Raw genomic sequence first — 25,482 nt, 5'->3', positions numbered from 1 at the left:
ACTTCAGATCAACTTCAGGCTGCATAACGTGTCTCCAACTCGATTGAAATTCATAGTGGCCGCGCTGGCGCTCGGTGGCGCGGCCATCGGTGGTGGCGTCGCTTATAAGCTGGCGCGGCCGTCGGCGGAGCAGGCCGCGGTCGCCGCCGCCGCCGTCAAGGGCACGCAGCGCCAGTGGCGCGCGCGCGTGACCACCATCGCCGGCGACGGCTTGCCGGGCATGAGCAACGGCAGCGCACGCCGCACCCGCTTCGCCGATCCGTTCGGCGTGGTGCTCGACGCGGCCGGCAATTTGTATGTGGCCGATGGCGGCGACAACAACAGCATCCGCAGGATCGGTGTGGACGGCGTCAGCACGACATTCGCCGGCGCGGCCGAGGGCTACGCGGAGGGGCTCGGCCAGGCGGCCTCGTTCAACACGCCGTCCGGCCTGGCGATCGACGGCGCCGGCAACCTGTACGTGGCCGACACCGGCAACAACGCGATCCGCAAGATCACACCTGACGGCAAGGTGTCGACGCTGGCCGGCGACGGCCTGGCGGGCGACAAGGATGGACGCGGCGCGGCGGCGCGCTTCAACGGTCCGATCGGCGTGGCGGTCGACGACGGTGGCGTCGTGTACGTGAGCGACACCTATAACGACCGTATCCGCCGCATCACACCGCAAGGCGACGTCACCACCATCGCCGGCGGCGGCCGCGCCGGCAAGGCCGACGGTCCGGCGGCGCAGGCCTTGTTCGACTTGCCCACCGGGCTGGCCGTGGCCGCCAACGGTGACTTGTATATCGCCGACACCGGCAACCACGCGATCCGCAAGCTGGACAAGCTCGGCGTCGTCACCACCGTCGCCGAGGCCGTGGACGGCGAGCGCGCCTCGCTGCTGCGCTCGCCCGTGGCGGTGGCGCTGACCGCCGACGGCTATCTGTACGTCGGCAGTAATTCGCACGGCCGCCTGGCGCAGATCACGCCGGCCGGCGAGGCGCTGGCGCTGATCGATGTCGACCATGTGGCCGAGCCGGGCTACGGCCCCGATGGCGGCGTGCGCCTGTATGCGCCGCGCGGCATCGCGCTGGCCAGGGACGGTTCCTTGTTCGTCACCGACGGCGCCACCTATCGCCTGCACCACGTGGGCGCGGCGGTGGCCGGCCGGCCGGCGCCGCCGGACGAGTCCACGCCTGCCGCGCCGGCGCACGGCGCGACCATGTTGTGGCCGGTCAAGCCGCAGGACAAACGGCACGAGGTGGTCGGCTTGATGGGCGAGGTGCGCGGCGATTTCAATGGCGAGAGCCGCCACCATTTCCACTCCGGACTGGATGTGCGGGCGCCCATCGGCGCCCCGGTATTGGCGGTCACGGCCGGCAAGGTCGCCGACCCGCGCGCGACGTGGGGCTATGGCGAGCTGTCCGAGGGGATCGCCTTCAATGGCATGCAGTACATCCACATGCGTGTGGGGCGCGACGGGCGCGACAAGGTGATCGATGCACGCTTCCAGGTGGTGAAGGACGACCAGGGGGCGCCGGACGCGGTGCGGGTCAAGCGGGGCACGCGCTTCGTCGTCGGCGAGACGCTGGGCACCGTCAACCGCATGGCGCATGTGCATCTCGACTACATGCCGAACGGCGACGCGCTCAATCCGCTCAGTTTGCCGTTTATCGATCTGGAGGATACCATCGCGCCGAAGATCCAGAGCGTCACGCTGAGCGACGCGGGCGGCAAGCAGCTCAAGGAGATGGCTGGCGGGCGCTTGCTGGTGCGGCGCAGCCTGGGCGAGGTGCAGATCGTCGTCGATGCGTTCGATCAGATGAACGGGGTGCAGGCGCGCCGGCGGTTGGGGCTGTTCAAGCTGGGGTATCAATTGCTGGATGCGCAAGGGGAGGTCATGCCCGGCATGGAGCAGCCGGTGATCACGCAGTTGTACGACCGGATTCCGCGCAACCGGGAGGCCGTCAAGCTGGCGTATATGGCGGGCAGCGGCATCACGGTGCACGGCAATGCGGAGACACGGTTCGCTTACGCGATCAACAATTCGCTCATGCACGGCAAGCTGACGCCGGGGGCGTGGAAGGTCGGCGCGCTCGAGCCGGGCAAGTACACGCTGCGCATCACGGCCGAGGACTACGCCGGCAACGCGGCGGTCAAAGGGCGCGACCTCGGGATCACGGTCGAGTAGCGGTTCAGGGTTTGCCGCGCAGGCGGCGGCGCAGCCGGTAGTTGTCGGCCGCCAGCGCGATGAGCGCGATCACCGTCAGCGTCCCCAGCCCTTGCTCGCCGAGGTAATGCCAGAATGCCCAGGCGAACCCGGCGCATGCCAGCGCGGTCAGTAGCAGTAGCAGATCGTCTCTCATAATTTCGCTCACCTTTGGATGGCCGCGTATTTGTGCGTCGCCTTGCCGGCCACCTTTGCTTGGTAGATGCCGGGTGCGCGGTAAAGTTCCGCCGCCAGCCACGGGCGGTGCAGGTGGCGCGTGCGCGCGTATAACAAAACGTCGGCGACGCTGGCGCCGCCCGACATCGAGCGTCCGGTGGCCACGGCCAGACTGCCGATGCACGCGCCGGCGTAAAACGCTGCCGACAGCGTGCCGGTCATCCCCAGCTTTTCCAGCCGCGTGCCGGCCGCGATGAGCTCGGCCACGGTGACCGTCTTGCCGAATTTGTCGATGCTCGCCAGCAGCACGGTCACCGTGGTCAGGCTGCTCTGCAGCGTGCCGAACAGGCTGTCCGGCGCGGGCAGTCCGAGGGCCTCCATGTTCTCCTTGAAATACTTATAGAAGTCGGACATCGGCCCCTCCGCTGTTGTCAATTCGATCTTAGGCGCCAGCATAAGCGCGGGTCGGGACCGCGCGTTTGACGCGCATCATCCGGCGCACGTTTGCGCATTGGCGTTGACAAAAAAAGTTTATCGGAATATATTTTCTGCAGGAATTGGAATCGTTTCCAAATCTATCCAGAATTAGTGTCCGGACAGTGATCCGGACCGGCAAGGGGACTGTAGTGACTAGCAAAACGCCTCGTAGCGAAGGCGCCCGTGCGTCCGGCTTTTTTGTACACGGCGCCGCGTCCTTTCCCTCTCGCCGCAACGCAAGCGCCGACACCGACCGTGCCGGCATGGAGCGGGCCGGATCATTGTCCGGTTCGAATTTGAGGAAGTATCGATACGAGGAGTCATTGTGAATAAACAGAAATTCGTTCTGTCCGCCGTCGCCACCAGCATCGTGCTGGCATACGGCGCGCCGGTGTCGGCCAGCGTCACCAGTCCCGTCATCGGCACGCTGTTGTGGTCCGAGGAATTCAACGGCGCGGCGCTGAACACGAACCTGTGGAATGCCTACGACGGCAACGGCTGCCAGATCGGCCTGTGCGGCTACGGCAACCAGGAGCTGGAATACTACAGCCCCAACAACCTCTCCATCGTCAACGTGCCGTTCGAAACGAACACGCGCGCGCTGGCGATCAAGGCGCAGAACCAGACCGTCGGCAGCAACGTCTTCACGTCCGGCAAGATCGACTCGGCCAACAAGGTGCAGGTCCAGTACGGCATGATCGAAGCGCGTATCGCCACGCCGCCGCTGGGCATCGGCCTGTGGCCGGCCGCGTGGATGCTGGGCACCAGCCCGCAGGCGTGGCCGCGCAAGGGCGAGATCGACATCATGGAAATGGGGCACAAGGCCAGCAGCCGGGCCGCCGCCTCGCCGACGCCGGGCATCGACAACTTCACCGCCTCCAATGTGATCACCTGGCAGCAGGCCGCCTGCGTGCCGGGCAACGAAAGCTGCGCCGCCTCGACCGCGTGGCAGACCAAGAGCTGGTACACGCCGGGCCAGTCGCTGGCCAACCGTTTCGTCCTCTACCGCTTCTACTGGACCGAATCGCAGATGCGCTTCACGGTGGTCGACAACGGCGTCGAGCACGATATGTACAACGGCCCGCTGCCGGTCAACTCGACCGCGCTGCAGGCGCCGTTCTACCTGCTGTTCAACCTGGCCGTCGGCGGCAACTTCACCGACGCCGCCACGCCGGCGCAGGTGACCGCGCCGCTGCCGGGCACGATGTACGTCGACTATGTGCGGGTCTACCAGCTCGACGGCAAGGGCTCGGTCAAGCTCGGCAACCAGACCGTGCCGGAAGTGGGCAAGTTCGGCGTGTTCACCGACAACACCGTGGTCAACAACAAGCTGGTGGCCGGCACCACGTCCGACATTTTCGTGTGGAACAACGCCTCGGTCTCGGCCGGCAACTTGCCGCCGTATGAGGGCAGCAACTCGATGTCATGGAGTTACAACACGCCGGGCCAATGGTTCGGCGGCAGCGTGCAATCGCGCGCCGTGCGCGACCTGAGCAACTTCCGCAACGGCACCGTCAAGCTGAAGATCAAGATCCCGGCCAATGTCGCCTTCACGATCGGCATCGGCGACACCTACACCAACCAGCACTCGGTCAAGTTCCCGGCCAACGCCACCACGTACGGCCTGGTGCGCAACGGCGACTGGGGCACCGCCACCATCCCGGTGGCCGACCTGGCCGGCCCGCTGGTGGCGTTGCAATCGGTGGCGGACGTGTTCCAGATCGCCAGCGACAGCACGGCCTTGCCCACGACCGCCTTCCAGATGGCGATCGACGACATCATCTGGGACACCGGCGTGCCGACCCCGACGCCGACCCCAACGCCAACGCCAACGCCAACTCCAACGCCGACGCCGACGCCAACGCCAACGCCGACTCCAACGCCAACGCCAACGCCGACGCCAACACCGGCCGTCAGCCAGACCAGCGCAACGATGTTGAAGTTCGCGTGGAACTCATCGTCTTGGGCTGACGTGCACTACAGCGTCAACGGTGGCGGCCAAATGAATGTGCGCATGACGCAAAGCGGTGGTGTCAACAGCTACACCGCCAGTGGCCTGAAGCTTGGCGACGTGGTCCGCTACAACTTCACGTATTGGAACGCGGCCAACAACTACGCAGTCGACACCGCCCCGCAGACCTACACAATGAAGTAAAAGAAACCCCGGGGGTCAGTGCCGACATTCGGACACGAGCACAACAGGGATGTCGTTCAGCTCGAAAAAAATCCCCGGGGTCAGTGCCGACATTCGGACACGAGGACAACAGGAATGTCGTTCAGCTCGTGTCCAAATGTCGGCACTGACCCCGCTGTTTGGCCGCTGTTTGTTCAGCTCGTGTCCGAATGTCGGCACTGACCCCGGGGTTGGGGGCTGAGGGCGGGCTTCGCTTTGGACGGGTGTAACGTCGTCGCCCAGAACAGCAGGGCCGCGGCGCTGACCGCGCCACCGAGCAGGCATACGCCGGTCCAGCCGGCCACTTCGTACATCGATGTCGCGGCGATCGCGCCACTCCCACTCCCGACCGCGTAAAACAACATGTAGCAGCCCACCAGCCGGCTGTGCGCCTCCGAACTGGCGCGGAAAATCAAACTTTGATTGGTCACCTGCAGCGCTTGCACGCCGAGGTCGAGCGCCACGATGCCGACGATCAGCGCCACCAAGGCAGCCGGCCCGCTACTGACGCCGAACAGTCCGAGCGGCAGCCACGACAGCAGCAATAGCAGCAAGGCGCCGCCGCTGGCCCTTTGCGCCCAGCCGCGATCGGCCCACCGTCCCGCCCGCGACGCCGCCAGCGTGCCCGCCAGGCCCACCAGCCCGAAGGCGCCAATGGCGGTATGCGAGTAGTTGTAGGGCGGCGCGCTGAGCGGCAGCACCAGCGCGCTCCAGAGGATGCCGAACGCGGCGAACATCAGCATGGCGATCGTGCCGCGCACCCGCAGCACGCGGTCGCGCTTCAGCAGCGTGGCCATCGAGGCGATCAACCGCGGATAGGGCAGCGGCCGCGCCGGCGCCGGCAGCATCGGCAGCGTGCGCCACAGCAGCGCCGCCATCGCGATCATGGCCAGCGCCGAGCTGGCGTAGACGGCACGCCAGCCGGCGAGGTCGGCGATCAGCCCGGCCAGCGCGCGCGCCAGCAGCAGGCCGGCCACCACGCCGCCTTGCGCGGCGCCGACCACGCGGCCGCGCTCCGACTCGGCCGAGGCGCTGGCGGCATAGGCGATCAAGCCTTGCGTCATGGCGGTGCCCAACATCCCGACCGTCAGCATGCCCATCATCAGCGTGGCGGCGCTCGACGCCATGCCGACGCCGGCGAGCGCCGCCGCCAACGCCAGCAATTGCGCCAGCATCAGGCGCCTTCGCGGCAGCAGGTCGCCCAGCGGCACCAGCAACAGCAGCGCCAGCACGCTGCCCACCTGCGTGACGGTGATGACGGCGCCGATGGCGGCGCGGCCAATGGCGAAGTCGGCGGCCAGCGCGTCGAGCAGCGGCTGGGCGTAGTAGACGTTGGCCACGCTGAGTCCGCTGGCGCAGGCGAACAGCGCGACCAGCGGACCGGACATGGAGCCTGATACGGGATGGGGTGGGGAGTGCATGGCGGCCCTTAAACTGGTTGCAAATCAAAACCAGTTGAAGTCTAGCCATTCCGGTTTTAAAATGCAACCAAAGAATTCGAGGATATGCCGATGGCAAAACGTAAGTCGATGCAGGATGACGCTTGTCCGGTGGCGCGCTCGCTGGACCTGGTCGGCGACCGCTGGTCGATGCTGATCGTGCGCGACGCGTTCGACGGCATCAGCCGCTTCAGCGATTTCCAGCGCAATCTCGGCGTGGCCAAGAACATCCTGTCGGACCGGTTGAGCGCGCTGGTCGAGCAGGGCGTGCTGACGGTGCAGCCGGCGTCGGACGGCACGTCCTACCAGCAATACGTGCTCACGCCGAAAGGGGAGAGCCTGTTTCCGGTCGTGGTGGCGCTGCGCCAGTGGGGCGAGCGCCATCTGTTCGCCGGCGGCGAGCCGCATTCGCTGCTGGTCGAAAAGGCCAGCGGCAAGGCGGTCGCGCCGATGCTGCCGCACGACCACGCCGGGCATGTGCTCCAGCCCGCCCATACGCAGGTGAAGAAAATCACGGTAAAGTGAACAAAACCGCCGATTCTGTCGCCCTATGTAAATGCACACGTGCGGCGTGGCGTCTTGGGGTAGAATTATTTGAAGAACGGTCGTGCTTTTCAGCGGCGAACCACATGGAGACAGCATGGATTTGAATTACACGGCGGCGGACTTGGCGTTCCGCGATATGGTGCGGGCTTTCCTCGACGCCAACCTCCCGGCCGACTTGCAAAAGAAGGTCCGCAACCATCTCCGCCTGGGTCGCCGCGACTACGTCCGCTGGCACCAGATCGTCGCCAACCAGGGCTGGGCCGCGCCGTCGTGGCCGGTCGAATACGGCGGCCCCGGCTGGACGCAGACGCAGCGCCACATCTGGGAAGAGGAGTGCGGCCGCGCCGGCACGCCGCCGATCCTGCCGTTCGGCGTCAACATGGTGGCGCCGGTCATCATGGCCTTCGGTAACGACGCGCAAAAAGCCTACTACCTGCCGCGCATCCTCAATTGCGAGGACTGGTGGTGCCAGGGCTACTCCGAGCCCGGTTCCGGCTCCGACCTGGCGTCGCTCAAGACCACCGCCGAACGCGTGGGCGACCATTACATCGTCAACGGCCAGAAGACCTGGACCACCCTGGCGCAGCACGCCGACATGATCTTCTGCCTGGTGCGCACCGACAGCACCGTGCGCAAACAGGAGGGCATCTCCTTCCTGCTGATCGACATGGACTCGCCGGGCATCACGGTGCGCCCGATCATCATGCTCGACGAGGACCACGAGGTGAACGAGGTCTTCTTCGACAACGTCAAGGTGCCGGTGCAGAACCTGATCGGCCAGGAAAACAAGGGCTGGACCTACGCCAAATATTTGCTCGGCCACGAGCGCACCGGCATCGCCGCCGTCGGCCGTTCCAAGCGCGAGCTGCTGTTCCTGAAGAAGATCGCGTCCGAGCATTTCAAGCACGGCAAGCCGCTGCTGCAAGACCCGGTGTTCGCCGCCAAGGTGGCCAACCTGGAGATCGAGTTGATGGCGCTGGAGACGACGGTGCTGCGCGTGATCACGCGCGAATCGCACACGCCGGGGCCGGAGGCGTCGCTGCTGAAGGTGCGCGGCACCGAGATCCAGCAGATGCTGACCGAGTTGATGGTCGAGGCGCTGGGGCCGGACGCTTTCGCCTTCGACACCGACTACCTGGAGGGCCGGTCCGACCATGCCGTCACCGGCGATGACGCCGCCGCGCCGCTGGCGGCCTACTATTTCAACTTCCGCAAAACGTCGATCTACGGCGGCAGCAACGAGATACAGAAGAACATCATCACCCAGATGATCCTGGGACTGTGAGGGAACGGCATGGATTTCAATTTTAAAGAAGAGCAGTTGCAGTTCGCCGATGCCCTGCGTCGCTGGATCGACAAGGATTACGGCTTCGAGGTGCGCAAGCGCGTCGTGCATTCGGCGACCGGCGTCTCCGACGACGCCTGGAACACGCTGACCGAATTGGGCATGCTGGCGTTGCCGGTCCCGGAAGCGCAGGGCGGCTTCGATGGCAGCGCCGTCGACATGCTGGTGGTGATGCAGGAACTGGGTCGCGGCCTGGTGGTCGAGCCGTACTTTGCCACCGTGTGGGGCGCGCGCTTCCTGGCGTTGGCGGGCAACCAGCATCGCCTGCTGGAGGATGTCGCCAAGGGCGAACTGAAACTGGCCTGCGCGCTGGGTGAAAAACAATCGCGCCACGACCTGGCCGACATCAAGACCATCGCCGGCATCAACGGCGAAGGCTATCGCATCGACGGCACCAAGACGGTGGCGATCCACGGCGGCCAGGCCGACGCCTTGATCGTCTCGGCCCGCAGCGCCGGCGCCCAGCGCGACGCCAACGGCATCAGCCTGTTCGTCGTGCGCACCGACACGCCCGGGGTGACGGTGCGCGACTACCGCACCATCGACGGCCTGCGCGCGGCCACCGTGCAGTTCAGCCATGTGGCGGTGCCCGCATCGGCGCTGCTGAGCAAGTTGGGCGGCGGTTGCGAGATGCTCGACGAGGCGGCCGACTACGGCACCGCCTTGTTGTGCGCGGAGGCGCTTGGCGTGATGGACGCGCTGTTCGCCGCCACGCTCGAATATATGAAGACCCGCAAGCAGTTCGGCACGCCGATCGGCAGCTTCCAGGCGGTGCAGCACCGCATGGCCGATATGTACATTCACCTCGAGCAGGCGCGCTCGATGGCGATGCTGGCGGCCGCGCGCATGTCCTGCGGCGACATCGAGGAGCGGCGCCGCGTGGTGTCGGCGGCCAAGGTGCGCATCGGCCACGCGGCCAAGTTCATCGGCCAGCAGTCGGTGCAACTGCACGGCGGCATGGGCGTGACCGACGAACTGCCGGCGGCGCACCACTTCAAGCGCCTGACGACGATCGAGGCGACGCTCGGCGACGTCGATCACCACCTCGAACGGTTCATCGCGCAACGCGGGTTCGGGCAGCATTCATGATGCGCGCGGTACGACTAATCGCGGCCGCCTGCGCCGCACTGATGATGCACGGCGTCGTCCACGCCGCCGAGGACTGCGTCGAGCCGACGCCGGACCCCACCAACACGTACGACGCGCAGCACACATACGAAAAGCTGGCGCCCAAATATCCCCAGATCCGCATCGCCAGCGCCAAGGTGCCGGCCGATGTGCGGCTGGTCGCCGATCAGACATATGTCCAATACGGGACGCATTGCCTGAAGTTGGATATGTACCTGCCGACGGACGCCAAGCAGGACGTGCCGGTGGTGGTGTTCGTCCACGGCGGCGGATGGCGTTCCGGTTTCCGCTCCGAGTTCGTGCCGATGGCGCTGAGGCTGGCGCGCAATGGCTATGCGTCGGTCACCATCACCTATCGGCTGGCGGGGGAGGCGATGTATCCGGCGGCGGTGCACGATGTGCGCGCGGCGGTGCGCTGGGTGCGCGAGCACGCCGGCGAGTACGGGCTTGATCCTCGGCGCATCGCGCTGGCCGGTGGCTCGGCCGGCGGGCAGATCGCCAGCCTGGCCGGCGTGACCGGACATATGAACCAGTTCGACCCGGGCGCGCAGAGCAGCGATATCTCGAGCGCCGTGCAGGCGATTGTCAATATCGATGGCTTGTCCGACTTCACGTCGGAGGCGGCGCGGGTCAACGAGGACGATCCGAAGAAGCCCGTGTCGGCGGCGGGGTACTGGTTCGGCGGGCGCTATGCGGAGAAGGCGGCCTTGTGGCGGGAGGCGTCGCCGATCCAGTACGTGAATTCGAGCATGCCGCCGATCCTGTTCATCGGCAGCGCGCAGCCGCGCTTCGCGGTCGGCCGGGAGGAGATGGTCGAGAAAATGACGCAGCTGCGCGTGCCGAGCAAGGTGGTGCTGCTGCCCGATACGCCGCATTCGTTCTGGTTGTTCGATCCGTGGCTGCAGCCGACCGTCGACGTGACGGTGGCGTTCCTGAACGCGCAGATGCCGTCGCGCCAGGCCAAGCGGTTTTCGCGGAAGGCGGAGTAGGGGCTTGCCACTCGTGAGTTGCGTTCGTATCGAAACCATTTTACCTGCTTGGAGAAACGGTGCGTCTAACGGTCAAGTCCGTATTTCGTAGCATGTCGATGCTTGCGGTTGCCGCCGTCATTGGCGTGACGGCAGCTACATCGACCACCTGTGGCGTCGGACTTGCCCACGGGACCTCGACTTGGTGCGGGTTGCCGCTGGTTTGGTTCATCGGCTTTCCTTTCGCCATAGCTGCGGCGCTGATCTTCGGCTTGCCTCTCGCGCTCTTGTTTTGGCGATTACGCTTAACGCGTTGGTGGCAGTTTGGGATGGGTGGCTTTATCTCCGCGATACCGTTCTGGATGGAGCTTGCAGAACCTTTTACGTCCGTCCGCTGGGCACGATCGGGGCTGTATGATTCTCTGAACTATCTTGGCTCAGGGCTGGCGGGAGGGCTCGTCTACTGGTGGATATGTCAAAAAGCAGCCGCGCGTGATGGCGCTGATGAGGTATCTCCAGAACCGACTCGGTCTGCATGAGGATGTCAGTATTACGTGAGGAAATCTGACGTAACACTAAGCGGTTGCACTTTAGCCTATGGGGAATCACCTATGCCTGTTTTTACACCTGACCAGTTAGTGCGCGAAGTCAGTCCAGTGGAAGGTTCCACTGAACCGAACCAGACGCTCTGGATCAGCGAGGCGGGAGCGCTGACGCAGTTCGGTGCATTTGTTGAGGTCCTGCAGCCCGGCTGCAGATCCTCGATCAAGCATTGGCATAGCGCGGAAGATGAGATGGTCTATGTCCTTGCCGGCGAGATCACCGTGGTCGAGGGCAGCGCCGAGAAGCTCATGCGTGCCGGTTGCGCCGCCACCTTCCGCGCCGGTGTGCAGGTCGGGCACTATCTCGAAAATCGGAGTTCTTCCGAAACCCGCTGTCTGGTCGTCGGCACGCGCGCGCCGGTAGATCAAATCACCTATCCGGAGCACGATCGGATTTGTTTACGAGATCGATCGCTGCCGGACGACGTATGGACCGACTTCGCCGGCCAGCCTGCATCCAGCCCATACTAGCGGCCGGTGCGGATTTCCGGGAACGCCGCGCCGGCTGCCACTGGGCTCGCCAGCTGGCATGGGAGCGCCCGCAAGCCATGGTTCAAGACGGCCTGGCGGTACGTATTCGTTATTTGCCCCTTGATTCTCATGGAGCTTTCATATTGGCGCTCAGGGCGGGTTCGATTAGCAAATTCCCCATAACTCGAAATTCTATCAAATGACAAAAATAATTAACGTTCTAGGTCTGGTGATATCCGCCATTTGCGTGGCAGGGTGCAATACGATGAGCGAGGTGCGGCTCTATGACGGGCCGGCCCAAAACCAAAGTCAAATCGCAGGGTTGTACCTGGACCCGCATGTGATGGTGACCGATGTGGATAATGTCCATTCGCACCCGACGGACAAATCCAGGGTGCTCGCCCACTCCGCAGGGAAGCGGCGGGAATATATTTCTCTTGCTCCCGGCCCGCACAAATTAAATGCCGGTTTTTTTGTTCTTTGCCTTCGGACGGAAAAAGTATATCCCCTGGAATTTAATGCAGAGGCCGGAAAAAAGTATCGATTAAAACCCAATGTGGATGCCACCTTGAAGAAGTGGCAGCCTGAGATCGTGGAATTCGATGGCACGGAGGTTGAGAATGATTTTCCGTGGCTCAAAGCGATGTGTCCGCCGAATGTGACGGTGGTACGACTCGGCCGTTAGTCTCCTTCGACTATGGTTTCAACCGGTGAGTCGTCGAAACCGTCTTCCACCGGCTATTGCTTGACCAGCTCAACCCTGCGGTTCTTCTCGCGGCCGGCGTCGGCGTCGTTCGAGGCCACCGGCGAATAGGAGGCGACGCCTTTGGCGCTCAGGCGCTTGGCGTCGATCTTGTACTCCGCCGCCAAGGCTTTGACCACGGCTTCGGCGCGCTTTTGCGACAGCTCGACGTTGTGCGCCAGTCCGCCCTGGTTGTCGGTGTGGCCGACCACGTACACCTTCAGCTTGGGGTCTTGCTGCAGCAGCTTGGCCATCTCGGCCAGCGCCGCCTTCGAGTCCGGCTTGACGTCGGCCTTGTCGGTGTCGAAGTAGACGCCGTACACGGCGACCTTGCCTTCGGCGGCGATGCCCTTGGCCATGTCGGCCGCGTCCAGGCTGGCGGAGACCTTGCCGCCTTCCATGGCCTTCGCTTCGACGATCTCCAGATACACGCCGCCGTTCTTGTCCTGCACCGGCGCGACCACGTACACGCCGACGTGCACCAGCGCGCCATCCGGCCGGGTGCCCTTGGCGACCAGGTAACGGATGTCGTTGCGGCCGTAGTTGAACGGCGACCAGTTCGCTTCGCCACCCTTGATGAAGTTGTCGCCCACACGCTTGTCGAGGAAGAACTGGCCGAAGTCGCCGCCGCACGCTTCCTTGACGCAGGTAAACAGCACCTTCAGGCCGGCCTTGTCGAGCGCGGCCTGGTAGTTGCGCAGCACTTCCAGCGACGAGCGCTCCTTCGGGTAGTTGTAGGCGATGCGGGTGTACCTGCCTTCCAGTTGCAGCGCGCTGTCGAAGGCCGCCTTGCCGTCCTTGTTGGCGACGCGCTTGCCGGCGGGGAGCATCACTTCGTCGAATTCCTTGACGCCGTAGCCGACCAGCCTGGAGCCTTCGAAGCGCGACAGCAGCGGATGGTCCTTGGCGCCCTTGACCGTGTCCTGCGTCGGCATCTGGGCGTGGGCGGCCGGCGCCAGGGCGGCGCTGCCGGTCAACAGTGTGAAGGCGAGAAGTCGAGGCGTGCGCACGTGGGTCCCTTGTCAAGAATGAATGTCAGTCCGATTCTAGGGGGGAATTGCAATAAGATCAATCCAGCGATCCTACCGTGCGGCCCGGCGCTCAGTCGGCGAAGTAGCGGTTGCGGCCGCCCTGCTTGGCGACGTACAGGCGGGCGTCGGCGGCGCGCACCACGGCGATCGCGTCCTGGCTGTCGAGCGGCGGCACCGCCGTCGCCAGCCCCATGCTGATCGATACGTAGGGCGCCGTCGGCGAGGCCGCGTGCGCCAGGTTGAGCTTGCGCACCTCGTCGATGATGCGGCTGGCGACCACCTGCGTGCCGTCGGCGCCTTCCTGCGGCAGCAGCAGGATGAATTCCTCGCCGCCGTAGCGGGCCAGCAAGTCCTGCGGCCGCGAGGCGCAGCCCTTCATCGCCGCGCTGATCCGCTGCAGGCAGGCGTCGCCGGCCTGGTGGCCGTAATGATCGTTGTAGAGCTTGAAGTGGTCGATGTCGATCATGATCACCGACAGCGGCAGGCCGGCGCGCGCGCAGCGGCGCCATTCGGCGTCGATGGTGTCGTTGAAGTGGCGGCGGTTGGCCACGCCGGTCAGCGGGTCGGTCAGGCTCAGTTCGCGCAGGGCGTCGGCCTGGCGCTTGATGGTCAACTGGCTGCGCACGCGCGCGCGCACCACGGCCACGTTGAACGGTTTGCTGATGAAGTCGACCGCGCCGGCCTCGAGCGCGCGGGTCTCGTCCTCGGGCTGGCTCAGGGCGGTGACGAAGATGACCGGGATGTCCTGTAGCCGGGGCGAATTGCGCAGCGCGCCGCAGACGGCGTAGCCGTCCATGCCGGGCATGACGGCGTCGAGCAGGATCAAGTCCGGTTGCTGGGCCAGCGCGATGTCGAGCGCTTTTTCGCCGTCGAGCGCGAACAGCACTTCCTGTTCGTCGCGCAGCGCATGGTGCAGGATCTGGATGTTCTCCATGGCGTCGTCCACCACGAGGATGCGTCCGTTCCTGGCCAGGTCGGTCCAACTCATGCACTTTCCTTTCGCTGCAACATAATATCCACCAGTCTATCCGCGGTACTGAAATCGAGCGCGCCGACCGCCTCGGCCAACGCGTCGGCCTGCGCCATCCCCGCGATGGCCGGCCGCAGTTCCCGGAAGTGCTCCAACGCTTTCAAGTTGTTATTCTGAAGCAAACTTTGCAGCTCCGCCAGCTTTACAGGCAAATCAACGAGATTAGTGTTGCCCGATGGCATATCCGGTCCCACCCACGCCATGCCGCGCACGGCGGCGGTGATCACGCCGAGCGCCGCCGCCAGCTGGTCGAGCGTGGCGTCCAGCGCGCCGCCGCCGGCCGCGTTGCCGTGGTGCAGGGCCGTCTCTATCAGCGCACTCAGGCGGGCAACGTCGCCGGCGCCGAGGTTGGCGGCCACGCCGCGCAGCCGGTGCAACGCCTGCGCCGCCTGTTCGCGCCGGCCGCCGGCCAGCAGCGCGCGCACCTCGTCGACGGTGCCGCCCTGGGATTGTTCGAAGCGGCGCAGCAGCGCGTTCAGCGCTTCGCGGTCGCCACCGAGGCGCGCCAGCGCGGCGTCGATATCGATGCCGGGCAGCGTGCCGGCGGGGGCGTCGTTCGCCTCGGCCGCCGCCGGGACCGCCGTGGCGGCCGGCGCCGATGGCGCGCCAGCGGCCGCGGGCGGCGGCGCCGGCGGCACCAGCCCGGTCAGCACGCCGATCAGGTCCTCGACGTCGATCGGTTTGGCGACGTGGGCGTTCATGCCGGCGGCCTGGGCGCGGCGGCGGTCGTCCTCCATGACGTTGGCCGTCATCGCCACCACCGGCAAGGCCAGGCCCGCCGCGCGCAGCGCCGCCGTGGCGTCGTAGCCGTTGAGCACCGGCATTTGCACGTCCATCAGCACCACGTCGTAGCGCTCCGGTTCGGCCGTCAACAGGTCCACCGCCAGCTGGCCGTTGCCACGCACGTCGACCGTGGCGCCGGCGTGCAGCAGGATGTACTGCGCCACTTCCTGGTTGATCTCGTTGTCCTCGACCAGCAGGATGCGCATGCCGGCCAGCCGGCCGTGCAGCGGCGACACCGGCGCCGCGTCGCCATCCCCGCCGTGGCCGGCGCCGGCGGCGTCGCCGGCCACCAGCGCGGCGACGCGCTTGAGCAGCCGCGCCGGGGTGAGCGGCTTGGCCAGGATGCCGGCCAGCCCCAGGCTGCCGGCGTGCTGCGCCTCGGCCGCCGCCAGATGCTCGCTGACCATCATCAGCACCGGCGGCAACGGCAGCGCCATGCTGGCGTGGATGTGCTGCAGCAGCGCGGGGCCGTCCATGCCGGGCATGTCGCGGTCGAGCAACAACAGGTCGTACGGGCGGCCCGCCTGATGGCTCTGGTGCAGCATGGCCAGCGCCGCCGCCGCGTCGGCGGCGACGGCGGCGCTCCAGCCCAGGTGGGCGCAGTCGGCCCGCAGCGCGGCGCGCACGCTGGCGCTGTCGTCGACGATCAGCAGCGACAGTCCGGCGGCGGCCGGCGGGATTGCCGGCGCGGCCGGCGCGGCCAGGCATTCGAACGGGCAGGCGAACAGGAACTCGGCGCCGTGGCCGGGCTCGCTGCGCACGTCGATCGCGCCGCCCATCATGTCGGCCAATTGGCGGCAGATCGCCAGCCCCAGCCCGACGCCGCCGAACTTGCGGCTGGTGCTGCTGTCGGCCTGCGAGAAGGCGTCGAAGATGTGGGCCTGTTGCTCGGGCGGGATGCCGACGCCGGTGTCGCGCACGCGGAACTCGATCAGCAGCGCGCGCTCGTCCGGGCGCGCGGTGGCGGCGCGCCGCGCCGACAGCACCACTTCGCCCTCGGCGGTGAACTTGACGGCGTTGCTCAGCAGATTGAGCAGCACCTGCTGCAGCCGCATCGGGTCGCCGGCCAGCTCGTTGGGCAGGCTCGGGTCGATGTCGAACACCAGCTCGATGCCCTTGTCGGAGGCGCTGCCGCTGATGAGCACGCTGATGCTGTCGAGGATCTGTTCCAGCTGGAAGTTCGCGTGTTCGAGCGCGAGCTGGCCGGCCTCGACCCGCGAGAAGTCCAGCACGTCGTTCACCAGGCTCAGCAGCGACTGCGTGGCCAGCTGGATCTTGTCCAGGTAGCCGCGCTCGCGCGGCCCCGGCCCGGCCTCCTGCAGCAGCCGGGCCAGGCCGGTGATGGCGTTCATCGGCGTGCGGATCTCGTGGCTCATGTTGGCCAGGAACTCGCTTTTGGCGCGGCTGGCGGCCTCGGCGCGGTCGCGCGCGAGCACCAGCTCGACGTTGAGCTCCTGCAGGTGCAGCTCGGTCTCCTTGAGCTCGGTCACGTCCGACACCAGCACGAAGAAGCCGCGTACCTCGCCGTACGGGCCGACGTCGGGGATGTAGTTGACCCATGTGTAGCTGAGCTGGCCGGACGGCCAGCTCAGCTCGCTGGCGAAGCCCTGCGGTTCGCCCTGCAGCGCGGCCTGCACATACGGCGCGTTGTCGGCGTATTGCCGCTCGCCGAGCACGTCGGCCATGCGCGCGCCCATCATTTGCTCCTGGCTCATCTGGTGCCAATCGAGGAAGTACCGGTTGGCGAAGCGGCAGCACAGGCCGGCGTCCCAGTAGGCCACCATGCCCGGCAGGTTGTCGGTCACCGTGCGCACGAACTGCTCGCTCTCGCCCAGGCGTTCGATGGTGGCGCGCAACGCCTCCCTGGCCTGCTTGCGCTCGGTGATGTCGAGCGAGATGCCCAGCACGTGGGTGGCCGCGCCGTGCCCGTCGCGCAGCGCCACCTTGCGCGTGGTCAGGTAGCGGGTCTGGCCGGCGCTGTTGGTGATCGGCTCCTCGGCGATCTCGGTGATCTCGCCGGGCGCCGAGGCCAGCACGCCGCGGTCGCCGACGGTGAACGCGTCGGCCTGCTCGGCCGGCACGAAATCGTAGTCGTTCTTGCCGATCATTTCCTCGCCGCTGCCGCGGCCGAGCAGCAGCGCGCCGTAGCGGTTGACCATGGCGTAGCGCAGGTCGGCGGCGCGTTTGAGGAAAATCATCGCCGGCATGTGCTCGACGACCGAACTGAACAGCTGGCGCGACTGCAGCAGCTCGGCCGCCACGCGTTTTTGGTCGGTCACGTCCAGCAGCAACCCGGTGATGGCGCTGATCTTGCCATCCTGGTCGAACTGCGGATAGTAGCTCAGCACCCAGTGCGACAGCTGGTTGGGATTGGCCGCCGTGTAGCCGGCGCGCTCGATGCCGGTCAGCGGCCGGCCCGTGTCGAGCACGGTGCGGTAGTCGGCCAGCACGCCTTGCCGCACGCCGGGGTCGGTGATCATGTCGCCAAGCTGGCGGCCCAGGTGGGCCACCACTTTTTGGCCGTTCAACGCGGCCATGTAGTCGTTGATGCGGATCACCCGCAGTTCGCTGTCGACATAGCTCAGCCCGACCGGGGCGGTGGCGTACAGCGTTTCGAGCTGGGCGCGGGATTTTTCCAGCTGCGCGGTGCGCTCGTCGACCAGCTTTTCCAGCTCGTGGCGGTGGGCCCGCAGGTCGCCCTCGAGCGCGAGGAAGGCGTCGGCCACCGCCTGCGCCTCGCGAAAACTCATCGGCGGCACGACGAACGGCGCGCCGCCGGCCAGCGCCTCGGCCGGGCCGACCAGGTCGCGCACCGAGCGGGCGATGCGCCCGCCGACCATCCACGCCAGCGCGAAGCCGGCCAGCATGACCAGGCCCATCGCCAGCGAGATGGTGGTGACGGCGCGCAGCAATTCCTCCAGCGCCTTGGCCTGCGGCGTGGCGATGGCGACGGTGGCGCCGCTGACGGGCGAGCGGCTGTAGCCCAGATAGACCGGCGTGCCCTCGGTGTCCTCGGTCACCAGCAGCGCGTCGCCCGCCTGCAGCAGCCGGGCACGCAGCGTCGCGTCCGCCGGCTGGCCCAGCACCTGGCGCACGCCGCCGGCCTGGGCCACGAGGGTGCCGTTGGCGTCGTACAAGGTCATCGACTGGTGCGGCTTGATCCGTTCGTCGGCCAGGATGGTCGTCAGCCGCTCCGGCTTGAGCAGCACCGTCATCGCGTACGCCACGTGGGTGTCGATGAACACGGGCACGTCGACCGCCAGCAGCGCGCTGCCGGCCACGTAGATGATCGACAGCTGGGGACGCGCGCTGTGGAACAGCGGCATCAGCCGCTTGCTGTTGTTGACCTGGTTGAAGGTGTCCGGCAGCGGCGCGCCCACGTGCATGGCCACGCCGCCGGTCTCATCGCTCAATAGCAGCTGCGACGCGGGAAATTGCGGCCCCAGCAGCCCTCCGGCCTGGACCCGCAACGCGCCCTTGTCGATCTCGCGCATGCTGGGCGAGGTCGCCAGCGCCAGGGCCGCGCCCTCGCTCTGGATCAGGTCGCGGTCGATGGCGGCGGCCACCATGCGCGCGGCCTGGCGGGTGTCCTCCATCAGGGTGGCGCGTTCGCGGCTGTAAAGCTGCCGCACCACCGCGCCGAAGCCCACCGCCGCCGGCAACGCGCAGGCCAGCACCAGCAGCGCGATCTGCGAGCGGATCGACGGCAGGGGGGAATCGGCTTTTTCTGGCACTGGCACGTGGGGGGCTCCCGGTAACCGGTTGGTCTCGGCTGGCAGAACGATAGTAGCCGAGCCTGGCCGTTTCAGAAAGTGTTTTGTCCTGGACTAAGGGGGGAGGGCGCCGATGACGCCGCCGTCTAGAAGAACAGCGCGGTACGCTGAATCACGCTGCCGTCGTTGGTGTACGGCCCGGTGGCGCGCACCGAGCCGGTGTTGAACTTGCCATCGTCGAGCTTGCTGTCGACCTGTTCGGCGAACGAATCGGGCAGATTGTCGAGCCGCACGCCGTTGCCGCCGCGCCCGCCGACGACGTCGTTGTAGATGTACACGGCGCCGCCCTGGGCGCTGGTCATGAAGTCGGTGGTGCCGTTGAACGAGCCGGTGATGAAGCCCGACAACGCCAGATGCTGCGGCGCCAGCTGGTATTCGGCGATCTGGCCGTCGCCGTTGCCGTTGCCGGTGGCGCCGGGGGCGTGGCTGGTGCCTTGCACGTCGTCGCCCGGCAGCGCGCGGAACTTGTCCTGGTAGGCGTTGACGGCCGCCGTCAGCGACGTCGATTGCTGGATGATATTCTTGACGCGGGCGCTGTCGATCAGGCCCTGTCCCTTCAACACGCCGCCCAGCAGCAGGCCGATGATGACGAGCACGATGGCGATTTCAACCAGGGTAAAGCCGCGTTGGCGCGGAAGGATCGCGGGGGACGTACGCATGGGGTGGTTCCTTTCTTCAGTACAGCAATTTGTTGATGCTATATTACAGCAAGGTTTATGGCTTGGGACCGCTGTCCCGTTGGTTCAGTCGATCCAGCCGGTCCGATAAAAACTTCAGCTCGTGCGGATCGGTGATCAAACCGTCGCGCAACAGGCCGCCGATCAGCGCGCGGGCGCTGTCGAGCTCATTCATGTCCTCCAGGATGAACACTTCCATTTCGCGCGCCCAGGGCGGCACGTGCGGGCCGGTCGCGCGCAGCCGGATCGCCTGCGCGTAGCGGCGCGCCAGCGGCAGGTCGTGCAGCCGGTGCCGCGCCACCAGCGCCGCATGCGCCAGCCACGGCCAGCGCCGGTCCGGGTCCTCGGCGAAGCGCGCGTACACGAAGTCGAGCATGGCGCGCGCGCGCGCCGGATCGGCCACCGCGCCATACACTTCGCTCGCCGCCAGCAGCGGATACTGGCCGCGTGGATCGAGCTCGAGCACGCGTTGCAGCCACGCGGCCACCTTGCCGTAGTCGAGCTCGCGCCAGGCGATGCTGGCGCCGGCCTGCTCGTCGAAACCCTGCACGTACAGCATGGTCAGCTTGGACAGCGCCACCGGTTCGCCCAGCGCCGCCAGCCGCAGCGCCGCCGGCGACGGCGCCGGCGGCAAGTCGCGCGCCCGCGCGCGCGGCGGCGCGGCGCCGGCCTGCCACAGCACTTGCAGCACCAGGGTCAGCGCCAGCAGCGCCAGCACCGCGCGCGGCACGGCGGCGACCGGTTTGACGTCGGCGCGCATGGTCATATCTGCTTGCGGTACAAATCGAACAAGCCGGCGGCCGCCATCAGCGCCACGTAAATGCCCGTTTGCGCGGCGATGGCCAGCAGGTCGGCGGCGCCGCCGTCGTGGTAGACCAGCCAGTCGCTGCGGGTGAAGCGGTCCAGGTGCGGCAGCAGCAGCGCCAGCCCGTCGATGGCCGTGCCCAGCGCCTGCTGGCCGGCGCCGTGCGCGGCGCCGGCGCCATGGCCGAGCAATTGCAGCGTGCCGATGGCGCGCGCCAGCACATAAAAGGCGAAGGCGGCGGCCAGCGCCGGCAGCACCTGGTTCAGGGTCAGCATGCACAGCAGGCTGAAGGCGGCGACGATCCAGCATTCGCACAGCAGCGACACGGCCCACAGCGCGGCCTGCGCCGGCGGCGCGAAAAACAGCGCCAGCGCGCCGAACAGCGCGGCCGGCAGCACCGCCAGCGCGGCGAAGCCGGCCAGCTTGCCCAGCAGGTAGACGGCGCGCGGCAACGGCAGCGCCATCAGCAGTTCCAGGCCTTTGTCGCTCGCTTCGCGCACCATGCTGGTGACGACGAAGGTGGCGATCAGAAACACCGCCGCCAGCCGCAACACCGCGCCCAGCAACGCCGCTTGCAGTTGCCGGCTCTCGGTCAGCGCCAGTTCGTTGAGGAAGCCGCTGATGGCGACCGCGCCCAGCGCCATCGCAAGCAGCAGCCACAACAGCCGGTTGCGCAGCGCTTCGATCAGCGTGTAGCGGGCGATGGTGAAGGCGGCCAGGGTCACGGTGTGGTCATCAAGTAAAGCGTGGGGCGCGTCATGGCAGCTTCTGCGCCGCCACCATGCGGTTGTACAGGATGTTGGGCGAGATCCAGATGACGATATCGTCGAACTCGCCGCCCGCGCCGCGCGGATCGGTACTGGCGGGACGGCTGATCAGCGCCACGCCGCCGCTCTGCAGGTTGGTCTTTTCGTCGACGTTGTTGTTGCCGGCGTCGAGGATGCGGGTGTTCTGGTCGCTGGTGCCGCCGTAGCCGTTGCGTCCGAACGACATGATGGCCGCCGGAATATCCTCGACATCGGTGGACGGCGCCAGGTCGCCGCTCACGCCGCGCGTGGCGATGGTGATGTCGCGCTTGGTTGCGAGCGTGAAGAAAGCGGTGCTGTCGGCGAACGCCGGCGTGACCGTGTAGGCCAACACCCGGCCCCAGCCGTCGAGCCGGCCCACGCCCAGGGTCGCCCACGGCAGGTAGCCGAAGCGCTTGTTGCAGGTGGCGCCGGCGCGGTCCTCGCGGCCGTCGGCGGCCGAGATGGCTGGGCAGGGCAGATAGCCATTGCGCAGGGCAAAGCCCATCAGCGCTTCTTTCGCCTCGTCCATGGCGCGCACCGTTTCGCTCACGCGGCGTTGTTCCAGCTGCGACGACAGGGGGGCGACCAGGCCGCCGATCATCAGGCCGACGACCAGCAGGACGATGGCGATTTCGACGATGGTGAAGCCGGATTGTCGTTGGCGTGGGGGCATGTAAGGGAAAGAAGTCATAGTGGTCGAAACGAGGCCGCTCAGCGCTTGGGCGCCGAGGCGCGCACGCGGTTGCGTATCGTCGGCAGCTGCACCCAGCTGACCACGTTGCTGAAGCTGCCGCCGATGCTGCGCGGCTCGCCGGTGGCGGCGCGCGCCATGAAATCGCGCACGGCGACCTCGTTGGCCTGCTCGTCGAGGTTGTCCAGCACGCCGCTCTGTTGCGGGATGCCGTCGACGCTGACGCCCAGATGCTTGCCGCTGGAATAGATGACCGCCGGCGCGCAGCGGTCGTCGACGCGGCAATTGGCCGAGCCGACGCGGTAGAACACGGTGCCGTCGTCGTTGCGGTCGAACACGGTTTTGTCCGCCTCCACGCTGTCGTCCAGGTTGCCGTTGGCGAAATCGCGCGACACGCTGTAGCGCAGCAGCTTATTCCAGCCGTCGCCCGGCACCACGCCCAGCGTTATCCACGGCAAAAAGCCGGTGCAATCGGCGTCGCTGGCGCAGGGGCGTGGATTTTCGCGGCCGTCGGTGGCCGACAGCGCCGGGCGAGGCAGGCGCCGGTGCAGGATGGCGTAACCCAGCAGCGCCTCGCGCGCCTGCGCCAGCGACTCGCGCGTCAGCGCCTGCGGACGCAGCTCGCCGGACGGCGGACTGAATAAACTCATTAACAAAGACGAGGCGCCCAGGCCCAGCACCACCAGCAACAGCAATAGCGCGGCGCCGCGCTGGCGCCGGCGCAAGGACGGACGCCGCCGCCGCCGGAAGGGCTGGGGGCGCTCACGGTTCATTGATATCCTTGACGCGGCCATCGGCCAGGTCGTAGCGCTGCCCCGGCCGCAGCAGGATCTTTTTGCCGGAGGGCAGGGTGACGGTCAACGCCTTCTGGTTACGGTTGCTGAATTTGTTCCGCGGACCACTCTGCGGCACGTTGTTCAGCCACACGGTGCTGCGCCCGCTGCTACTGCGCACCACGCCGTTCATCTCGAGCTGTTGCGGGGCGGGCGGCGGCGCCTCGGGATCGATGCCCGGCGCCGCGCCGGGTGGCGTCATACCGGGCTGCATGCCCGGCGCGCCGGCCGGCGGCATGCTGCCCGGCACCCCGGGCGGCAGCGCGTAGTCCGACGGGAACCCGGGCTGTGCCACCGGCGGCCCGCTGACGGTGGTGGACACCACCTTGCCGCGATTGGCATCGAGCGCCAAGCGCTCCGCCGGCGTGTTAAACAAGCGCCCCAAGCCAGGATCGGCGTGCGCGAAGTGACACGCGGCCAACAAAACCAGCCCCGCGACCTGTGCGCGCCACGGCGACACGCGGGGCGGATTAGCGCAGCGTAATCGGTCAAGTTCCGCCAGCACCCGATGATTGACAATCAAACTCATGCCTTCCCCTTCCTACGCTCAACCACCGGCGCCACCTTCGGCGCCGGCGCCATCGTAATCCAGTTCAGCGTGCAATCCGCGCCCAAGGTCGGCCCCGGCGCCGCGCCCGGCGCCCCGGCCACCACCCCCAGCCGCTTGATCGAACAATCCTGCACCGCGAAGAAACCGCGCTCGCGCAAATCCCCCAGGAAATCGAACAAATCCATCTCGTGCAGCAACTCCATATGCAAGCGCATGCGACTGCCCTGCAGTTGATACTCGCCCAGATCGAGCGCCGACTCCAGCCGTACCGGCTGCTGCGGATCGATCTCATAGCTCAGCGGCAGCAATTTGCGCTGCTCCTGCGTCTGGCGGATCGCATCAACCCACTCCAGGCGCTTCTCATCGCCGATCAGCCCGCGCTCGCGCAACTCGATATAGCGCTGCTGGAAGTTGCGGATGTCGCGTTTTTCATTGTCCACATGCGCGTAGCGCGAATAGGCGGCGTCGCGCACGCGCCGCACCCGCTGCAGCTCGGCGTCGGCGTCCTGCTGGCGCCAGCCGGTGACGAGCAAGCAGGTCATGCCGATGGTGACGGCGGCGACGGCGGTCAGCACGGCCGTGCGGATCAGGCCGAACTCGTTGATCCAGTAGGGCAGCGCGACCCGGGCGCGCGCCGGCTTTTTACCGGTGACGGGATTGTTGCTCATGGCTGCCACACAAGGTTCAGGGAGAATTTGGCGCGCGTCTCGGCCGCCTGCACGCCGGCCTTGCCGTTGAGCTTGACGGAGGAGCGCGTGTCGAGCGGCGGCTTGTCGACCTCGACGACCAGGCGCGGATGGCTGGCCAGTTGCTGCGCGAACAGGTTCATCGTGTTGACGGCGTTGCGGTAATCGTCCTGCTCGGTCATGATTTCCGCCTCCAGCAGCAGCGCCTGCGGCGGCCGCCCCGGGATGCCCGCCAGCAGCGACGACATCGGCGCCACTTGGCCGGCGCCGGCCATATCGGCCGCGCCAGCCTGGACGCCGGCCTGGCCGCTGACTGGCGCGGCCGGCAGGTTGACCTTCCAATCCAGTTGCAACAGCCGGATCTGCGGCGATTGTTCGAGCGCGGCGCTGACGATGCCCATCAATTGCTGCGGGCCCGGTCCCTGCGTCACCAGCATGCGCTCGACATTGACGGCCGCCCGCATATTGGCGGTGGTCGTCACGCGCGGCGGCATGGCGGCCATCACGGCGCCGTAGCGCTGGTCGTACAGCGACGCCTCGGCGGCCAGCCGCGCGGCGTCGGTCCTGGCCTCGTCCAGCTGCCACAGGTTGATGCCGGCGAGCACCGCGCAGCCGGCCGCCAGCATGCCGCTGAACAGATACAGGTTGACGCGCGCGCGCCACAAGCGAAAGTAGCGTTGCAACGGTCCCAAGGTGTAGTGGCTGGGCGGATGCGTGCGCGCCAGGAAGGCCAGCATCAGCGGATCGGTCAGGCGGCCGGCCAGGTCGGCGACGTCGGCGTCGCCGGTCCTGATGCCGAGCCGGTCGGTCACGCCCTCGAGCGGAATGAAGCGGAACGCCGTCTCGGCGCCTTCCTCGCATTGCGCCTCCAGCGCCGGAATGGCGGCGGCCGGGGCGATCACCGCCGTCTCCAGCACGTTTCCGCGCGCCATCAGCCGCACGCTGGTCAGGAATTGCTGGGTCTTGCCGGTCTCGGTGCCGATGTTGACGGCGTCGCCGTCGCGGTCGATGGCCGGCGTCAGCCGCGAGAATTTCAGCTGGCCGTTCTGGAAGTAGCTCTGGCGCCAGCCGGCCGACTGCTGCGTCACCAGCAGCAGGTGCTGGTCGCGCATGGCCAGCTTGCGCACCAGCGCCTCGCTCAGCAAGGTGGTCGAGTACAGGCCGGCCAGCGGGATTTTCAGTTGCTCGAGCGCCTCGGCCCACGGCTGCACCGACGACGGGTTGGTCAGCGCCGACAGCAAGACGATGTCGTCGCGCCGGCCCAGCGCCTCGCGCCCTTGCACCTCGTGGTGGCGGAACGGCGTCTCGCGGTATTGCTGCAGCAGGCGCCGCCGCATCAGCTTGGCGCCGGCGCGGCCGCCCACGTGCGGCACGTGCACGCGCTGGAAGTCTTCCTCGATCAGGTCGGCCAGCAGGTAGACCGGCGCGTGGTTGCCGTGGTCGATGTAGTCCATGAAATCGTCGACGCCGGCGCGGTCGTTGTTGAAGCGCGCGCCGCCCGTCAAGCGGCCGTTGCGCCACTGGTAGGCGTGCAGTTGTTCGCTGCTGAGATAGAGTAGGTGTTTGCTCGTCACGGCAG

The 25,482-nt window shown here is 67.0% G+C and carries 22 protein-coding genes; 8 read left to right on the top strand and 14 right to left on the bottom strand.

The features are described 5' to 3' along the window. The first annotated feature begins 43 nt into the window (after positions 1 to 43). On the top strand, positions 44 to 2,170 hold the full coding sequence (locus BMX85_RS15715) for a gluconolaconase (RefSeq protein ID WP_229210490.1): 2,127 nt from the start codon (positions 44 to 46) through the stop codon (positions 2,168 to 2,170). A gap of 4 nt (positions 2,171 to 2,174) precedes the next feature. On the opposite strand, the gene BMX85_RS30510 is transcribed toward BMX85_RS15715, so the two are convergent. Then, on the bottom strand, positions 2,175 to 2,345 hold the full coding sequence (locus tag BMX85_RS30510; protein ID WP_177196770.1) for a hypothetical protein: 171 nt from the start codon (positions 2,343 to 2,345) through the stop codon (positions 2,175 to 2,177). Positions 2,346 to 2,353: 8 nt separating this feature from the next. Further along, a complete protein-coding gene (locus tag BMX85_RS15710; protein ID WP_090319758.1) occupies positions 2,354 to 2,779 on the bottom strand; it encodes a hypothetical protein in 426 nt (141 codons plus the stop codon). Between the two features lie 388 nt (positions 2,780 to 3,167). On the opposite strand from BMX85_RS15710, the gene BMX85_RS15705 reads away from it, so the two are divergent. Next, positions 3,168 to 4,997 carry a glycoside hydrolase family 16 protein gene (locus tag BMX85_RS15705; RefSeq protein ID WP_090319755.1) on the top strand — a complete coding sequence of 610 codons (1,830 nt, stop codon included), beginning with the start codon at positions 3,168 to 3,170 and terminating at the stop codon, positions 4,995 to 4,997. Positions 4,998 to 5,170: 173 nt separating this feature from the next. Here the strand turns inward: BMX85_RS15705 and BMX85_RS15700 are convergent, their stop codons facing one another. After that, positions 5,171 to 6,403, bottom strand: a complete 1,233-nt coding sequence (locus BMX85_RS15700; protein ID WP_229210489.1) for an MFS transporter — start codon at positions 6,401 to 6,403, stop codon at positions 5,171 to 5,173. A gap of 123 nt (positions 6,404 to 6,526) precedes the next feature. Here BMX85_RS15700 and BMX85_RS15695 point away from each other — a divergent pair, with 123 nt between their 5' ends. The 6 genes from BMX85_RS15695 to BMX85_RS15670 all read left to right on the top strand — a co-directional run bounded on the left by BMX85_RS15695 (position 6,527) and on the right by BMX85_RS15670 (position 12,199). Further along, complete coding sequence (locus BMX85_RS15695) at positions 6,527 to 6,979, top strand: winged helix-turn-helix transcriptional regulator (RefSeq protein ID WP_090320181.1); 453 nt, start codon at positions 6,527 to 6,529, stop codon at positions 6,977 to 6,979. Positions 6,980 to 7,094: 115 nt separating this feature from the next. After that, positions 7,095 to 8,285 carry an acyl-CoA dehydrogenase family protein gene (locus BMX85_RS15690; protein WP_090319749.1) on the top strand — a complete coding sequence of 397 codons (1,191 nt, stop codon included), beginning with the start codon at positions 7,095 to 7,097 and terminating at the stop codon, positions 8,283 to 8,285. Between the two features lie 9 nt (positions 8,286 to 8,294). Then, positions 8,295 to 9,434 (top strand): acyl-CoA dehydrogenase family protein, encoded by a 1,140-nt coding sequence (locus tag BMX85_RS15685; protein WP_090319746.1) that lies wholly within the window; start codon positions 8,295 to 8,297, stop codon positions 9,432 to 9,434. Next, positions 9,431 to 10,462 (top strand): alpha/beta hydrolase, encoded by a 1,032-nt coding sequence (locus tag BMX85_RS15680; protein WP_090319744.1) that lies wholly within the window; start codon positions 9,431 to 9,433, stop codon positions 10,460 to 10,462. Before BMX85_RS15685 ends, BMX85_RS15680 begins: the two co-directional genes overlap by 4 nt. Before the next feature lie 590 nt (positions 10,463 to 11,052). Further along, the gene (locus tag BMX85_RS15675; protein WP_090319741.1) at positions 11,053 to 11,514 is read left to right on the top strand and encodes a cupin domain-containing protein; all 462 of its coding nucleotides are present in this window, start codon (positions 11,053 to 11,055) and stop codon (positions 11,512 to 11,514) included. A 199-nt stretch (positions 11,515 to 11,713) separates the two neighbouring features. Continuing rightward, complete coding sequence (locus BMX85_RS15670; RefSeq protein ID WP_143067991.1) at positions 11,714 to 12,199, top strand: hypothetical protein; 486 nt, start codon at positions 11,714 to 11,716, stop codon at positions 12,197 to 12,199. A 53-nt stretch (positions 12,200 to 12,252) separates the two neighbouring features. Here BMX85_RS15670 and BMX85_RS15665 read toward each other — a convergent pair whose 3' ends face one another. From BMX85_RS15665 to BMX85_RS15615, 11 genes are all read right to left on the bottom strand, one after another. Next, complete coding sequence (locus BMX85_RS15665) at positions 12,253 to 13,266, bottom strand: OmpA family protein (protein WP_229210488.1); 1,014 nt, start codon at positions 13,264 to 13,266, stop codon at positions 12,253 to 12,255. 91 nt (positions 13,267 to 13,357) lie between these two features. After that, on the bottom strand, positions 13,358 to 14,275 hold the full coding sequence (locus tag BMX85_RS15660; RefSeq protein WP_090319735.1) for a diguanylate cyclase domain-containing protein: 918 nt from the start codon (positions 14,273 to 14,275) through the stop codon (positions 13,358 to 13,360). Beyond that, positions 14,272 to 18,840, bottom strand: coding sequence for a PAS domain-containing protein (locus tag BMX85_RS15655; RefSeq protein WP_229210487.1), 4,569 nt, complete (start codon positions 18,838 to 18,840; stop codon positions 14,272 to 14,274). The genes BMX85_RS15660 and BMX85_RS15655 overlap by 4 nt, the downstream gene beginning before the upstream one ends. A 119-nt stretch (positions 18,841 to 18,959) precedes the next feature. After that, entirely contained in the window at positions 18,960 to 19,532 is a 573-nt protein-coding gene (locus tag BMX85_RS15650) for a prepilin-type N-terminal cleavage/methylation domain-containing protein (protein WP_229210486.1), read from the bottom strand. Positions 19,533 to 19,587: 55 nt separating this feature from the next. After that, on the bottom strand, positions 19,588 to 20,316 hold the full coding sequence (locus BMX85_RS15645; RefSeq protein ID WP_229210485.1) for a hypothetical protein: 729 nt from the start codon (positions 20,314 to 20,316) through the stop codon (positions 19,588 to 19,590). After that, positions 20,313 to 21,080 carry a hypothetical protein gene (locus BMX85_RS15640; RefSeq protein ID WP_090319729.1) on the bottom strand — a complete coding sequence of 256 codons (768 nt, stop codon included), beginning with the start codon at positions 21,078 to 21,080 and terminating at the stop codon, positions 20,313 to 20,315. The genes BMX85_RS15645 and BMX85_RS15640 overlap by 4 nt, the downstream gene beginning before the upstream one ends. Before the next feature lie 31 nt (positions 21,081 to 21,111). After that, complete coding sequence (locus BMX85_RS15635) at positions 21,112 to 21,834, bottom strand: type II secretion system protein (protein ID WP_229210484.1); 723 nt, start codon at positions 21,832 to 21,834, stop codon at positions 21,112 to 21,114. A gap of 20 nt (positions 21,835 to 21,854) precedes the next feature. After that, positions 21,855 to 22,607, bottom strand: coding sequence for a hypothetical protein (locus BMX85_RS15630; protein WP_143067990.1), 753 nt, complete (start codon positions 22,605 to 22,607; stop codon positions 21,855 to 21,857). Next, entirely contained in the window at positions 22,597 to 23,052 is a 456-nt protein-coding gene (locus BMX85_RS15625) for a hypothetical protein (RefSeq protein WP_143067989.1), read from the bottom strand. Before BMX85_RS15625 ends, BMX85_RS15630 begins: the two co-directional genes overlap by 11 nt. Positions 23,053 to 23,192: 140 nt before the next feature. Then, positions 23,193 to 23,885 (bottom strand): hypothetical protein, encoded by a 693-nt coding sequence (locus BMX85_RS15620; protein WP_090319718.1) that lies wholly within the window; start codon positions 23,883 to 23,885, stop codon positions 23,193 to 23,195. Then, positions 23,882 to 25,477, bottom strand: coding sequence for a hypothetical protein (locus tag BMX85_RS15615; RefSeq protein WP_090319715.1), 1,596 nt, complete (start codon positions 25,475 to 25,477; stop codon positions 23,882 to 23,884). The genes BMX85_RS15620 and BMX85_RS15615 overlap by 4 nt, the downstream gene beginning before the upstream one ends. Positions 25,478 to 25,482 lie beyond the last annotated feature (5 nt).

The organism is Duganella sp. CF517 (assembly GCF_900110275.1).
In the GTDB taxonomy this organism is placed as follows: Bacteria; Pseudomonadota; Gammaproteobacteria; order Burkholderiales; family Burkholderiaceae_D; genus Rugamonas.
The sequence above is the reverse complement of the archived record's forward strand: the minus strand, read 5'-3'. Positions and strand labels throughout refer to the sequence as shown.